General features: G+C 64.3%; 11 protein-coding genes and 1 pseudogene. 8 read left to right on the top strand and 4 right to left on the bottom strand.

The features are described from left to right. Positions 1-103: 103 nt before the first annotated feature. Positions 104-1258, bottom strand: a complete 1155-nt coding sequence (locus GGD61_RS21685) for a hypothetical protein (protein ID WP_183231092.1) — start codon at positions 1256-1258, stop codon at positions 104-106. Positions 1259-1260: 2 nt separating this feature from the next. Continuing rightward, positions 1261-1962 (bottom strand): FecR domain-containing protein, encoded by a 702-nt coding sequence (locus tag GGD61_RS21680; protein WP_183231091.1) that lies wholly within the window; start codon positions 1960-1962, stop codon positions 1261-1263. Between the two features lie 51 nt (positions 1963-2013). On the opposite strand from GGD61_RS21680, the gene GGD61_RS21675 reads away from it, so the two are divergent. Then, positions 2014-3444: a phospholipid carrier-dependent glycosyltransferase gene (locus GGD61_RS21675; RefSeq protein WP_183231090.1), complete on the top strand. Its 1431-nt coding sequence runs from the start codon at positions 2014-2016 to the stop codon at positions 3442-3444. 47 nt (positions 3445-3491) lie between these two features. Here GGD61_RS21675 and GGD61_RS21670 read toward each other — a convergent pair. Further along, positions 3492-4134: pseudogene (locus GGD61_RS21670) on the bottom strand (OmpA family protein). Between the two features lie 552 nt (positions 4135-4686). Between GGD61_RS21670 and GGD61_RS21665 the strand changes: the two are divergent. The 3 genes from GGD61_RS21665 (at position 4687) to GGD61_RS21655 (ending at position 6600) form a co-directional block, all read left to right on the top strand. Beyond that, complete coding sequence (locus GGD61_RS21665) at positions 4687-4932, top strand: hypothetical protein (protein ID WP_092261580.1); 246 nt, start codon at positions 4687-4689, stop codon at positions 4930-4932. A 120-nt stretch (positions 4933-5052) separates the two neighbouring features. Then, positions 5053-5307, top strand: a complete 255-nt coding sequence (locus GGD61_RS21660; RefSeq protein ID WP_183231089.1) for a hypothetical protein — start codon at positions 5053-5055, stop codon at positions 5305-5307. Positions 5308-5433: 126 nt separating this feature from the next. After that, positions 5434-6600, top strand: coding sequence for a winged helix-turn-helix domain-containing protein (locus tag GGD61_RS21655; protein WP_092261579.1), 1167 nt, complete (start codon positions 5434-5436; stop codon positions 6598-6600). A 90-nt stretch (positions 6601-6690) separates the two neighbouring features. Here the strand turns inward: GGD61_RS21655 and GGD61_RS21650 are convergent, their stop codons facing one another. Then, positions 6691-7137 carry a DUF2809 domain-containing protein gene (locus GGD61_RS21650; RefSeq protein WP_183231088.1) on the bottom strand — a complete coding sequence of 149 codons (447 nt, stop codon included), beginning with the start codon at positions 7135-7137 and terminating at the stop codon, positions 6691-6693. Positions 7138-7215: 78 nt separating this feature from the next. Between GGD61_RS21650 and GGD61_RS21645 the strand changes: the two genes are divergently transcribed. From GGD61_RS21645 to GGD61_RS21630, 4 genes are all read left to right on the top strand, one after another. After that, positions 7216-8559, top strand: coding sequence for an MFS transporter (locus GGD61_RS21645; protein ID WP_092261577.1), 1344 nt, complete (start codon positions 7216-7218; stop codon positions 8557-8559). A 313-nt stretch (positions 8560-8872) separates the two neighbouring features. After that, positions 8873-9979, top strand: coding sequence for an efflux RND transporter periplasmic adaptor subunit (locus GGD61_RS21640; protein ID WP_183231087.1), 1107 nt, complete (start codon positions 8873-8875; stop codon positions 9977-9979). A 224-nt stretch (positions 9980-10203) separates the two neighbouring features. Further along, on the top strand, positions 10204-13341 hold the full coding sequence (locus GGD61_RS21635) for an efflux RND transporter permease subunit (RefSeq protein ID WP_092261575.1): 3138 nt from the start codon (positions 10204-10206) through the stop codon (positions 13339-13341). A gap of 33 nt (positions 13342-13374) precedes the next feature. After that, positions 13375-13974 carry a TetR/AcrR family transcriptional regulator gene (locus GGD61_RS21630; RefSeq protein ID WP_018323253.1) on the top strand — a complete coding sequence of 200 codons (600 nt, stop codon included), beginning with the start codon at positions 13375-13377 and terminating at the stop codon, positions 13972-13974. The last annotated feature ends 17 nt before the right edge of the window (positions 13975-13991 follow it).

The following is a 13991-nucleotide window of genomic DNA, read 5'->3' as shown; positions in this document are numbered from 1 at the left end:
TGCCGTAGGGTGGGCAAAGGCGCTCTTGCGCCGTGCCCACGATCCGTCTCCAGTTGAGAGAGGTGGTGGGCACGCTTCGCTTTGCCCACCCTACGAAGCTGCCTCAGTAATTGATCCGCAGCCCCACGCCACCGTGGATGGTGTTGCCGACGGGCTGTGGGCCGAGCGTGCCGTTGGCGAAGAGATCCACGACCCAGCCCTTCTGCACGCGGAAGCCGAGCCGCCCGCCATATTCGAACCAGCCCTGGTTGCCCATGGTCGGCACCACCACGCCGTCGCCGGTCACGGTGGCGACGATTCCGCTGTGGCTCGCAAACGACTGCACCCAGCCGCCATTGATGTTGGTCTCGACGTTGCTGCCGAACAGATGCGTCCACTGGCCGCCGATCTTGACCAGGCTGGTGCGGTCGGTGCCGGTCGCGATGGTGGCGTCGAACGGGTTGAAGGCCACGGCATTGTCGCTATAGCCGGACACGCGCTGCCAGAGCTGCCAGACTTCGATCGAAGCCGCGACCTCGTCGCGCGGCGAGAGGCGGCTTATCCAGCCGGCGCGGCCGTAGACCGCGTAGTTCGAAGCGTTGGTCGAGCTCGTCACGCTCACCGGGCCAAGGCTGGTGTTGTAGCTGCGGGTGTAGCGAGCCTTCTCCCACGGCGTCAGGATCGTTCCGACGTCGAAGAACGGACGTGACGACCCCCAGTCGGTGAAGTCGTAGCGGAGCGCAAAGGCGCCGATCGGCGCGCTCGTGATCTTGTAGCCGCCCTCATTGTAATGCGTGTAGGCGATGCCGGCGAGCAGCGACAGATTGTTGGTGAGCTCCTTGCGGCCGTGGATGCCGGCCGAGAACGAGCCGGCCGAGCCGAACGCGCTGATGCACTCGCTGCAATTGACCTGCTCGTTGACGCCGAGCAGGACCGTGCTGAGCACCCGGTTGGTGATCATCTGGTTGAAGCGCTGGCCCGCGAGGCCGCCGATCGAATTGCCGCTGGAATCGGCGCCGGTCGGTGTCGGGCTCGGCGACGGATATGGACTCGGCGACGGCGAAGGATAGGGGCTCGGCGAAGGGGAGGGCGAGGGCGAGGGCGAATATGTCGGCGTCGGAGACGGTGAATAGGTCGGGTAGGGCGTCGGCTCGCCGCATCCGATTTCGCAGGTCGCTTGAGCTGCGGCGGGACGAATGTCGAGCGCGACAAACGCAAGTGCAGCGGCCACGGTCAGCAGGCCGGTGAGGGCGAAGAGCCGAAAATTGAGCGGCGCCATCGTCAGCGCCCGCACAGCATGCCGTCGTCCTGGACGGCGGGCGTGATGGTCGGCGAGGCGCCGGCATATTGGTTTACCGCGCACAGCCCGGCACTTGCGGCGCAGTTGGCGGCGAAGGTCCAGGGCGGCGTGTTGGTCTTGGTGATGCTGACCTTGCCGCCGGTCGATGTAATGATTGCGGTGTCGCCCGGCTGGGTGAGCTGCACGCATTGTGAGCTCGTCGTGCAAACGCTCGCCGCGCCGTCCTGAAGCACGACGACGGAGCGTCCCCGCTGCGAGAGGATGTCGAGCGTGGTGCCCCGCACGCCGATGGTCGCAAGCGGCGTCGTGATCTTGTAGGCGGTCTTCTCGGAATGTCCGGTGACGAAACGGAACGCGCCTGTTGTCATGCGGATCGCCACATCGCGATAGCTGTGCTCGTCGTTGAAGACGGTGCGGTCGAGCTTGAGCGTGGCGCTGGGGCCGAGCGACAGATTGGTGCTGTCGGCCATCACGAAGCGCGCGGCACTGTCGGCCCCGGTGCGCACGGTCTCGTCGCGCAGCATGCTGTCGCCGACAGAGATCGGCGTGGTGGCCGCGGCCATGCGGACCACTTCGTTCTGGATCACGACGGCTTCGCCGACGCGCGTCTGCGCCAGCGCAGCGGGCGCCGCGCACAGTGCGGCCGACAACAGGGCGGGGAAAAGCCAGAAACGCAAATTCATTTCACAACCGATCGATGTGCCCCTGATCGTACCGGATCGCGCGCGCTTCTGATGTGGCGAAATTATCACAAGCGGCGCGGGACGTGCGTTATGCTTAGTGACAGTCGCGGCGGAATGCGTTCAATGAAAACCGCGATCCTTATTTTTGTCCGCGGTGACGCAAATTTGCCACGCAAAACATCCCCACAGCAGCCGCTTGAGCGGTCTGCAGTTCCGAGATTGTCGCGAAGCGCAGTAGTTGCTGTCGCTATTTTCCTAGCTGCCCATCTCGCGCTGCTGATCGGACTGACGACGCCGGAAAAGTTCGTCTTCGACGAGGTGCACTACGTGCCGGCGGCGCGGCAGATGCTGGCACCGGCGATGTCGCAGCCGATGCTCAATCCGATGCATCCACCGCTGGCCAAGGAGCTGATCGCGGCGTCGATCGCGACCTTCGGCGACAACGCGCTCGGCTGGCGTTATCCTGCGACATTGTTCGGCGCATTGGCGATCGTCGCAATCTATCTGTGCGGCCTCGCGCTGTTCGCAGCGCAAGGGCCGGCGATCGCCGCGGCGCTGATCGCGGCCTTCAATCAGATGCTCTACGTGCAGGCGCGCATCGCCATGCTCGACATCTTTGCGCTCGGATTCGGTCTGCTCGCGACCGCCGCCTTCATGCATGGCTTTCGCAGGGAGCGACCGCATGCACTGTTCGCATTCGCGGGCGCTCTGTTCGGTCTTGCCGCAGCCTGCAAATGGAGCGGCCTGTTTCCGCTCGGCGTCTGCATCGTCATCGTCGCGGTGATCCGCCTGATGCAGAGCTGGCGCACGCTGTTCGCCGACGCGAGGCCGGACGACTGGTATCGGCCGGACCTCTGGCCCGGCTTGAGGCTGCACCACGTCGCGCTCTGCTTCGCCGTCTTGCCAGGCGTGGCCTATCTGGCGGCTTTCGTTCCGCTCTACGGCGTGTCGTTGCCGGATCTGATCGAGGCGCAGCGCCGGATTTTCGCCGACAACACGACGACCGCGATCGCCGGACACACCTATATGAGCGCATGGCCATCCTGGCCGCTGCTCGCGCGCCCGGTGTGGTTCCTGTTCGACAAGACGGGGGAGGACAACGTCTCCGCAATCGTCTTCCTCGGCAATCCGCTGGTGTTGTGGCCGGCTCTGCTCGCACTCGCGCTCGTGCTGCGCGATTTCATCGTGCTGCGCCGGTGGGATGCGTTCCTGATCGCGGCGTTCTATTTCGGTCCCTGGCTTGCATGGGCATTGCTGCCGCGTACGCTCGGGTTCATCTACTACTATATGCCGGCCGCCACCGCGGCGTCGCTCGCGCTGGTCTATGTGTTGCGCCGGGACGGCCTGCCGCACTGGCTGCTGTGGGCCTATGTCGGTGTCGCTGCGATCGGCTTTGCGGTCATGCTGCCTATCTCTGCGGCCTTCATCGGCACGTCGATGCTGAGCTTCGGCCGGCTGATGCTGTTCCAGAGCTGGATATGACATCGCCGCCTGCCGGGGCGGCAGGCGGCGTATGGATCAGTTAGAGATCACTTCGATGCGGTCTTGGTGTCCATGTTCACGACCTGGACGCGGCGGTTGACCGGGTCGGCACCGTTGGCAGTGTCCTTCAGCTTGGTCTCGCCGTAGCCGACGGTGACCAGATCGGTGGCGTTGAGGCCGTAGTTCTGCACCAGGTACTTCTTGATGGTGTCGGCGCGCCGTTCGGAGAGCCCTTGATTGTACTCTTCGCCGCCGGTCGCATCGGTGTGGCCGGCGACCACGAAGGTCGAGCCCTTGAGCGCCGGATCGGACAGGGCTTTGCCGAGCGCCTGCACCGAGGTCATCGAGGTCTTGGCGATATCGGCCGAGTTGTAGTCGAACTGAATCTCCAGGTCGATCTTCGGCTTGGTCGCGGCGAGTTCGGCGATCTGCTCGCGCTCGCCCGTCGAGAGCGACCGGGTCGAGCGGTTGCGTACCGTATTCAGGAATGTCGATTCCTTGGCCTGCACCGCCGGATCGGTCTGCGGACCGGCGGACAGGCCGCGGGTCGCCGGCTTCGGCTTCAGTGCATCCAGGATCTGGCCTGTGGAGACATTGTTGTCACCGGCCAAAGCCAGGCCCGCCGTCATCGACAGCGCGGCGGAGAGAGTTTATCGCCTTCAGTCCAAAGAACTTATCAAAACGGGTCATTGTCGTATCCTCGTTGTTACGCCTGATAGCGATTTGATGCTGCGAGCATAGGGCGGGTTCAAAAGCCCTGATGTGATCTTGGTCACTGTGGCGACAGCGCTCTCAGGCTCATTTTCGGGTGTTTCTCCGCGTCCCGGGCGGTGAACCGGCGCGTTTCGCGGCTGCTCCGCGGGTGGGGCCGATGGTCCCAATAGCAGTGGTCGCATCCTCCGCCGCGTGGGTTCAAACGGCGGCAATCCCCCGTGTGATTGAAATCACGCTGCGAGCAGGCTCATTCCTTCCGTGCCGGTGGGGAGGTGCTGGCCAAAGGTTCCAGCGCCGGCGAGGGCCGGCAGGCGTGCGGGAAACCTTTGCACACCGATCGTCGCAAAGCCGTCGCCGCACGGCCCGGCCGCGAACAAGAAATCGGCCAGATGCGCGCCTAGCAGGATTTGCCCCCGCCAATTGCCGAGTGAAGGAGCCGAGTTCCGTCCAGTGCCGAGGCCAAGTGACTATCAGCGTGACTACTTCAATCGCAGCGGCCCGCCGGATCGGACAGTGTCCCTGAGCTCAATGCCCATCTATATCGGTGCGGCCATGATCGCGGTGGCGATCCTGCTGTCGACCCTGATCACGGGGCTGACCTCCCGCTATGTCGGGCTCGAAGCGCCGACCGAGGAGAACGTGTGGCTGGTCGACCGCCTCACCGGCAGCGTCTATCGCTGCCAGGCGGAGGGGCGCGGCAAGGCCCTGTGCGAGCCGGATGTCGCCACCGGAAGCCTCGGGGACCGGCCCAAGACCCCGAAGGATGGCCGCTAGGCCCTCCGCCTTCGCACCGCAGCAAGAAAATTGTCTTCTCCGCGAAACGTCAGCGCGAGAGAATACGTAATTGCGAAGGCCGGCATGACGCCGGTTTTGTTTTACGGAGGAGACTTTTCGATGAAGATCTTGCTCACGTTTGCGGCCTTTGTCGCGTTCACCCTTTCGCTGTCCCCCGCGTCCGCCGCGATGATGGCGTGCACCAAGGACAACATGATGAAGTCAGCAGCCGTGATGGGCGGTACGCCCGACACGCCGGCCAAGATGGCGGCGAACAAGGAAATGGCCATGGCCAACACGGACATGAGCAACGGCAAGATGAAGAGCGCCTGCATGCACTACATGAAGTCGCAGAAGGCGATGACGATGAAGTAGGCGCGAGGCGCCCCGCATCCGGCCGCGCTGTCAGCAGATGGCAGCGCGGTTTTTTTACTGCTGCCTCGAGGTCTTCTTTTTCTTCTTCTTTTTCTTGGCGCGAATCCCGCTACATTCCTCCCCGCAATGTCACGCGCGCCCAAACCGCTCCACCTCACCACGACACAGGCCCGGCAGATCTGGCTGCATGCCCAGCGGCTGGATGAGCGCGCCCCGTTCGGCGAGGGAGCGCAGGCCGTCGCGGACGCGGTCGCTCATCTCGGCTATGTGCAGATCGACACCATCAACGTGATCGAGCGCTGCCATCACCACATCCTGTTCAGCCGTATCCCGTCCTATCGCCGCGCCGATCTGCGCCACGCCCAGAGCGTCGACAGAAGCGTGTTCGAGTATTGGACGCACGCGCTTTCCTACGTACCCGCCGGCGACTTCCGCTTCTTCCTGCCGGCGATGCGCGAGCACCGCCGCGAAGGGCACAAATGGTTCGCCTCGGTGAAGCCCGCCGACACGCGCAAGGTGATGCGGCTGGTGCGCGCCGGGCCGCTGACGATCCGCGATATCGAGGACGACGTGCTCACCGAGAAGGAGCATCTGTGGCAGAGCCGCAAGCCCTCGAAGCGGGCCTTGCAGCTCGCCTTCTATACCGGCGCCGTGACCATTAGCGAGCGGCAGGGCATGCTCAAGACCTATGAGCTGATGACGCGGCATTTCGGCTGGGACACACTGCCGAGGCCAGCGTCGGCCAGGGAGATTACGACCTATCTGCTCGACCGCGCGCTGCGGTCGCAGGGCGTGGTGAGTCTGGATTCGATCTGCCACCTCGACGCGCCGCGCAAGAAGGCGGTGGCCGGCCTGATCGCCTCCCGCGTCCGCCGCGGCGAGCTCGTGCCTGTTGCGATCGACGGCGCCGGCAAGCAGGAGCATTGGGCGGCGCCGGCCGCGCTGGAGGTGAACGGCGAGGCGGTCCCGCCTGATCTCGTCCACATCCTCTCGCCGTTTGATCCCCTGATCATCCAGCGCAAACGCACCAGTCTCATCTTCGGCTACAACCACCTGTTCGAGGCCTATGTGCCGAAGGCCAAACGCAAGCTCGGCTATTTTGCGCTACCCGTACTGGTCGGCGACGAGATCATCGCCGCGCTTGATCTGAAGACCGACCGGCAGGCGAAGAAGCTGCTGATGCAGAAATGGACCTGGGTCGGGCAGGGCAAGAAGACGGTGGGGCGCAAGGAGCTCAAGCGCGTGATCGAGGAGGAGCTTGATCGCTTCGAGCGGTTTCAATTGGCGGAGTGAAGGCTGATTGCCACGGCGTCGGTCTCGTAGGGCGGGCAAAGCGTAGCGTGCCCACGTCTGCCTATTTGATGAGAAGACGTGGGCACGGCGCTAGGGCGCCTTTGCGCACCCTACGAGAGCGTGCGTCGTGGCGAGCCGATCGATCCAGTCGCCGAACGCAGTCCCCGCCGCATACGCCACCAGATTCCACAGCGAGAAGATGCGCCCGAGCAGCAGTGCGCCGGCCGTGGTCAGCCGGAATGCATCGAGCCACGGCGTATGCACCAGTCGGGAAAATTCGACCACCACCGCGATGACCACGGCGATCGCCGCAATCTGAGTCCGGGTGAGCCGGGGCAGCAAAACCCCGACCAGCAGAAACACCATCGTCGCCCACAACAGCGAGCCGCCATACTTCACGACGAAGGCGGGCAGGCCGAGCGGAAAGCCGTACCAGCGCAGCGACAGCCCGCAGACGATCACCGCGAGCGCGAGGGCGGCGCGGATCAGCGATGTCCGTAACAGCGCAACAGGTTTATCCGGCTGCGTCCCGTGCATTGCTCGCTCCATTGACTCTTCGCCCGCGATGCTGAAAACCGCAACCAGCCCATAAAAGCAACAACCCTGGGGGAAGCCATGAGCCAGACCACGACCTATGCCGGTTCCGCCGACGCGGCCAAGAACTTTAACAAGTCGGAAATCGAGACCTCGACGATCCGCGCTATCTCCTGGCGCCTGATTCCGTTCCTGGTGCTGGCCTACTTCTTCTCCTATCTCGACCGCGTCAATCTCGGCTTCGCTGCGCTGACCATGAATGCGGAGCTGAAGTTCACGCCGCTGATCTTTTCCTGGGGTGCCGGCATCTTCTTCTTCGGCTATTTCATCTTCGAGGTCCCGAGCAATCTCGCGCTGGAGAAGTTCGGCGCCAGCCGCTGGATCGCCCGCATCATGGTGACCTGGGGCATCATCTCCGCTCTGATGGCGCTCGTCAGCGGCGTCACGAGCTTCTATGTCCTGCGCTTCCTGCTCGGCGTCGCCGAGGCCGGCTTCTTCCCCGGCATCATCCTCTATCTCACCTATTGGTATCCGGCCGAATATCGCGCCCGTTTCCTTGCGGCCTTCGCCATCGCGGTGCCGGTGTCGACCGTGATCGGTGCGCCGATTTCGGGCCTGTTGCTCGGGCTCGACGGTGCGATGGGCCTCAAGGGCTGGCAGTGGCTCTTCATCATCGAGGGCATCCCCTCGGTGCTGCTCGGCATCGTCACCTGGTTCTATCTCACCGACAAGCCGGAGAAGGCGAATTGGCTGTCGACCGAGCAGAAGGCGTGGCTGAAGGCGAAGCTCGATTCGGAAATCGCCGCCAAGCAGGCGGTGAAGCATTTCTCGCTCGGCGAGGCGCTGTCCTCGCCCAAGGTGATCGCGCTCAGCCTGATCTATTTCGGCTTCGTCGGCGCGCTTTATGGCATGCAGTTCTGGCTGCCGCAGATCGTCAAGGCGTTCGGGTTGACCAACGCGCAGACCGGCTTCGTCACCGCGATCCCGTATCTGTTCGGCACCATCGCCATGATCCTGTGGGCGCGTCACTCCGATGCGACGCGCGAGCGCGTGAAGCATGTCGGCGCGCCGCTGCTGCTCACCGCCGTCGCGCTCGCCGTTTCCTCCTATCTCACGGATCCCACCATGACGATGGTATTGCTGACGGTTGCCGCGATCGGCGTGTTCTGCTGCTTCGGTGTGTTCTGGACGCTGCCGACCGCCTGGCTCTCCGGCACCGCGGCCGCCGGCGCCATCGCCCTGATCAACTCGATCGGCAACCTCGCCGGCTTCGGCGGGCCCTATTTGATCGGTTGGGTCAAGGAAGCCACCGGCCAGACCTCAACCGGCCTGCTGGTGCTCGCAGTGCTGCCCCTGATCGCCGGCATCCTGGTGTTCGTCGGCGGCCACGACAGCAAGCATGAGTTCGCCGGGCAGGGGCGGTAAGCCGAGCGACCAGTCTCGTAGGGTGGGCAAAGCGAAAGCGTGCCCACCAAACCGTTATTGTGATCCTCAACTGAGAGATCGTGGGCACGGCGCTAGCGCGCCTTTGCCCACCCTACGGCGTCTGAGCTGAGGCCTGCTGCGCTCCATCCAGGCTCATCGCCTCTGTCTAGCCCTACGATGGGACCTTCCTGACAACAATCTCCGCCTCGCTACTACCCCTCAACGATCACGCATTCCTGATGACTGACGATTATTGACTTTTATCAGTGATTAGTCGACATTCCTCTCATTCGAGATGCAGGAGTGTCCTTCGATGTTCGTCCGGTCGGTTTTGTCGAGCTATTCCAGGCTGTTGGCAGGTGTGTCGTTAGCCCTGATGGCGGCTAGCCTTGCCGGGTGCAATGACACCGTCGCCGAGAAAGCCGAGCCGCCGCGGCCGGTTCTGGTCGCAACCGCCCATTATGATGCCGAGACGCCGGAGCGCAGCTTCGTCGGCACCGTGAGGCCCCGGATCGAGAGCGACCTCGGCTTCCGCGTCGCCGGCAAGGTCGCCAAGCGCCTCGTGGAAGTCGGCCAGACCGTTGAAATCGGCCAGCCGCTCGCCACTCTCGATGAGGTCGACCTGAAGCTCCAGGCCGAGCAATCCGTCGCCGAGCAGACCGCCGCGACCGGCGTGCTGGCCCAGGCCGCCGCTGCCGAGCAGCGCGCCAAGGATCTGAAGGCCAAGGGCTGGACCACCGACGCGCAGCTGGACTCGAGCCGGGCATCTGCCGATGAGGCCCGTGCGCGCCTCGATCGTGCGGTCCGCTCGGTCGAGCTGACCAAGAATTCCCTTTCCTACGCGACGCTCGTTGCCGACGCCCGAGGCGTCGTCACCGCAACGCTGATCGAGCCCGGCCAGGTGGTCTCCGCGGGCCAGGCTTCGATCCGTGTCGCCCGCTTTGCCGAAAAGGAAGCGGTCGTCGCGATCCCTGAGACGCTGGTCGGACGCGCCAAGTCGGGCGTCGCCAGCGTCACCCTTTGGTCCGAGCCGGACAAGAAGTATACGGCCAAGCTGCGCGAGATCGCGCCGACGGCCGATCCGGCCACGCGTACTTATCTTGCAAAGTTCTCGCTGCCGGAGGCCGACGACAAGGTCGCGCTCGGCATGACCGCGACGCTGACGCTGTCGGACGCCGCGACCGAGCGCGTTGCGCGGCTGCCGCTGTCGGCGCTGTTCAACGAAGGCGGCAAGCCGTCCTTCTACGTCGTCGACGACAACGGTGCGCTCACGCTGAAGCCGGTGGCAGTGAAGTCCTACGAGAGCAACGACGTCGTCATCACCGGCGGTGTGGAAGAGGGCGCCAAGATCGTCGCGCTCGGTGTGCAGAAGCTCGATCCGGCCCAGCGGGTGCGGGTCGTCTCGTCGCTGTCTTTCTAGTTCCTGTCATTCCGGGTTCGCCCTGCGGGCGCCCCCGAATGACAGAAGAAGTCGAGTTACGTCGTGTGAGGTGAGTTTCGGCCTTTGTCCCTAAGCAGAGGCTGAAGCGGCGAAGCGATCCAGAATCTGCCCAGCCCCCTGGATTGCTTCGCTGCCTCGCGACGACGGCTTGAACAGAGTGGCTGTCTTTTTTTGGTAACTGGATCGTCTTTTCGGAGAGAGCGATGAAGCGCTTCAACCTTTCGGCCTGGGCCGTCAGCCATCCGACGCTGGTTCTCTTCCTGATGCTCGTGCTCGGTGTTGCCGGCTTCTTCTCCTATGAGAAGCTCGGCCGCGCCGAGGATCCGTTCTTCACGGTGAAGGTGGTCAACGTCTCCGTGATCTGGCCCGGCGCGACCGCGCAGGAGATGCAGACCCAGGTCGCCGATCCCATCGAGAAGAAGATCCAGGAGCTGCCCTATTTCGAGAAGGTGCAGACTTATTCCAAGCCCGCCTTCACCGCGCTCCAGGTCACCTTCCGCGACTCCACGCCGCCGAAGGACGTGCCTTACCTCTTCTATCTTCTGCGCAAGAAGCTGGTCGACGTGCAGGGCCAGCTGCCCTCCGGCATCCTCGGACCCGTCGTCAATGACGAGTTCTCGGACGTCGATTCCATCCTCTACATGATGACCGGCGACGGCGCCGACTATGCGCAGCTCAAGAAGGTTTCGGAGGGATTCCGCCAGCGCCTCCTGAAGGTGCCCGGCGTCACCAAGGTCGACGTCTACGGCAACCAGGATGAGCGCATCTTCGTCGAGTTCTCCCACGCCAAGCTCGCCACCCTCGGCATCACCCCGCAGGCGCTGTTCGATTCGCTCGCCAAGCAGAACAACGTGACGCCGGCCGGCACGGTGGAAACCTCCTCGCAGCGCGTGCCGCTGCGCGTCACCGGCGCGCTCGACGGTGCCAAGGCTGTCGCCGAGACGCCGGTCGAGAGCAACGGCCGCGTGTTCCGCCTCGGTGACATCGCCACTGTCACCCATGGCTATGTCGATCCGCCCAGCTTCGTCGTGCGTCAGGAAGGCAAGGCCGCGATCGGCATCGGTGTCGTCACCGCCAAGGGTGCCAACATCCTCGAGCTCGGCAAGGAGGTCGAGAAGGCGACGGCCGAGTTCATGAAGGCGGTGCCGCAGGGCGTCGACGTCAAGCTGATTGCCGACCAGCCCAAGGTGGTCGAGCACGCCGTCGGCGAGTTCGTGCACTCCTTCATGGAAGCCCTCGTCATCGTGCTGTTCGTCTCGTTCCTGGCGCTCGGCTGGCGCACCGGCATCGTGGTCGCGCTGTCGGTGCCGCTGGTGCTCGGCATCGTCTTCGTCGTCATGAACATGATGTCGCTCGACCTGCACCGCATCACGCTGGGTGCGCTGATCATCGCGCTCGGCCTGCTCGTCGACGACGCCATCATCGCGGTCGAGATGATGGTGGTGAAGATGGAGCAGGGCTGGGACCGCATGCGCGCGGCGTCTTTTGCCTGGGAATCTACCGCGTTTCCGATGCTCACGGGAACGCTGGTCACGGCCGCTGGCTTCCTCCCCATCGGCTTTGCCAATTCCGCCGTCGGCGAATATGCCGGCAGCATCTTCTGGATCGTGGCGATCGCGCTGGTCGCCTCCTGGTTCGTGGCGGTGATCTTCACGCCCTATATCGGCGTCAAGCTGCTGCCGGAGATGAAGGCGCACCACAACCACGATCCGCACGCGGTCTACGAGACCCGCATGTACCGGGGCCTGCGCGCCATCGTGCAATGGTGCGTCAATCACCGCATCACCGTGGTGGTCGCGACTGTCGGCGTCTTCATCGCCTCGGTCGTCGGGTTCGGCCATGTCCAGCAGCAGTTCTTCCCGCTGTCGGAGCGGCCCGAGTTGTTCTTCCAGCTGCGCCTGCCTGAGGGTACCGCCTTCAACGTCACCGAAAAGGCGGTGAAGAAGGCCGAGACGCTGCTGAAGGACGACAAGGATATCGAGACCTATACGTCCTATGTCGGCCAGGGCTCTCCCCGCTTCTGGCTCGGCCTCAATCCGCAGCTGCCCAACGAGGCCTTTGCCGAGATCGTCATCGTCGCCAAGGGCGTCGAGGGGCGCGAGCGCGTCAAGGCCAAGATCGAGAACGCGGTTGCGGACGGCATGCTGTCCGAAGCGCGCGTCCGCGTCGACCGCTTCAACTTCGGCCCGCCGGTCGGCTTCCCCGTGCAGTTCCGCGTGATCGGCCCCGACGCCAACAAGGTGCGCGAGATCGCCTACCAGGTCCGCGACGTCATGCGGCAGAACAAGAGCGTCAAGGACGTCCAGCTCGACTGGAACGAGCAGTCGCCCTACCTCAAGCTCGTCGTCGACCAGGACCGCGCCCGCGCCATGGGCCTGACCCCGCAGGACGTGTCCCAGGCGCTCGCGATGCTGATCTCGGGCTCGCAGGTCACGACTGTGCGCGACGGCATCGAGAAGGTCGGCGTGGTCGCCCGTGCGATTCCGTCCGAGCGCCTCGACCTCGGCGGCGTCGGTGATCTCACCATCACCTCGCGCAATGGCGTTGCCGTGCCGCTGCAGCAGATTGCCAAGATCGAGTATGCCCATGAGGAGCCGATCATGTGGCGGCGCAACCGCGACATGGCCATCACCGTGCGCTCCGACGTCGTCGACGGCGTGCAGGCGCCCGACGTCACGAGCCAGATCACGCCGAAGCTGAAGGCGATCAAGGACCACCTCGAGCCGGCCTACCGCATCGAGCCGGGCGGCGCCTTCGAGGAATCCGCCAAGGGCAACGCCTCGATCTTCGTCCTCTTCCCGCTGATGGTCATGGTGATGCTGACGCTGCTGATGATCCAGCTGCAGAGCTTCTCGCGCCTGATCCTGGTGTTCCTGACCGCGCCGCTCGGCATCGTCGGCGCCTCCTTCGGGCTCAACGTCGCCAACGCCCCGTTCGGCTTCGTGGCGCTGCTCGGCCTGATCGCGCTCGCCGGCATGATCATGCGCAACACGGTCATCCTGGTCGACCAGATCGAGACCGACGTCTCGCATGGCCTGACCCGGCGCGAGGCGATCGTGGAGGCAACCGTCCGCCGCGCCCGTCCGGTGGTGCTGACAGCGCTGGCAGCCATCCTCGCCATGATCCCGCTGTCGCGCTCGGCCTTCTGGGGCCCGATGGCGATCACGATCATGGGCGGTCTGTTCGTCGCGACCTTCCTGACGCTGCTGTACCTGCCGGGCCTCTACGCGCTGTGGTTCAGGAAGAGCCTGGACGAGGCGGGTACCCCCGAGCAACCTGCCGCGCCGCAGCATGGGAGCGATGACCAGCGCGCAATTCCGCTTGCCGAAGCGGCTGAATAGATGAGAAGACTGCTGACCAACGAGTCCTGACTGATGGCCCTTATTTCGGAACATATCGAAGTCGACACCCGGGATCGTATCCTCGAGGTGGCCGAGCGGCTGTTCCGCCAGATCGGCTACCAGAAGACGACGGTCGGGGACATCGCCAAGGAGCTCAGGATGAGCCCCGCCAATGTCTATCGCTTCTTCGAATCGAAGAAGGCGATCCATCAGGCGGTGGCGCAGGGCCTGATGGGCGAGGTCGAGCTCGAAGCGCAGCGGATCGTGGCGAGGCCCGGTCCGGTCAAGGAGCGTTTCCGGGAACTGCTCACCACCATCCATCGCATGAACACCGAGCGCTATGTCGGCGACAACAAGCTGCACGAGATGGTCGCGATCGCGATGGAGGAGGACTGGGACGTCTGCGTCGCCCATATGGAGTGCATCGCCGGGGTGATCGGCCAGATGATCGCGCAAGGCGTTGCCTCCGGCGAGTTCGAGGCGCCGGACCTGCAGCTGGCCTCGCTGTGCGCCTGCACCGCGATGATACGCTTCTTCCACCCCCAGATGATCGCCCAGTGCGCCACCAAGCCGGGCCCGACCATCGACCAGATGATCGATTTCGTCATCGCGGGTCTGTCTCCGCGCCACTGACGGGGTGGCGGGTTTCC

The sequence above is a fragment of the Bradyrhizobium sp. SBR1B genome, from assembly GCF_014198205.1.
Taxonomy (GTDB): domain Bacteria; phylum Pseudomonadota; class Alphaproteobacteria; order Rhizobiales; family Xanthobacteraceae; genus Bradyrhizobium.
This window is presented reverse-complemented; position numbering and strand designations above follow the sequence as displayed.

Coding starts and splice junctions, on each gene's coding strand:
- GGD61_RS21645 (WP_092261577.1), top strand. CDS start 7,216: ATGAGCCAGACCACGACCTATGCCGGTTCCGCCGACGCGGCCAAGAAC.
- GGD61_RS21675 (WP_183231090.1), top strand. CDS start 2,014: ATGTGGCGAAATTATCACAAGCGGCGCGGGACGTGCGTTATGCTTAGT.
- GGD61_RS21685 (WP_183231092.1), bottom strand. CDS start 1,258: ATGGCGCCGCTCAATTTTCGGCTCTTCGCCCTCACCGGCCTGCTGACC.
- GGD61_RS21665 (WP_092261580.1), top strand. CDS start 4,687: ATGCCCATCTATATCGGTGCGGCCATGATCGCGGTGGCGATCCTGCTG.
- GGD61_RS21680 (WP_183231091.1), bottom strand. CDS start 1,962: ATGAATTTGCGTTTCTGGCTTTTCCCCGCCCTGTTGTCGGCCGCACTG.
- GGD61_RS21655 (WP_092261579.1), top strand. CDS start 5,434: ATGTCACGCGCGCCCAAACCGCTCCACCTCACCACGACACAGGCCCGG.
- GGD61_RS21660 (WP_183231089.1), top strand. CDS start 5,053: ATGAAGATCTTGCTCACGTTTGCGGCCTTTGTCGCGTTCACCCTTTCG.
- GGD61_RS21635 (WP_092261575.1), top strand. CDS start 10,204: ATGAAGCGCTTCAACCTTTCGGCCTGGGCCGTCAGCCATCCGACGCTG.
- GGD61_RS21630 (WP_018323253.1), top strand. CDS start 13,375: ATGGCCCTTATTTCGGAACATATCGAAGTCGACACCCGGGATCGTATC.
- GGD61_RS21650 (WP_183231088.1), bottom strand. CDS start 7,137: ATGCACGGGACGCAGCCGGATAAACCTGTTGCGCTGTTACGGACATCG.
- GGD61_RS21640 (WP_183231087.1), top strand. CDS start 8,873: ATGTTCGTCCGGTCGGTTTTGTCGAGCTATTCCAGGCTGTTGGCAGGT.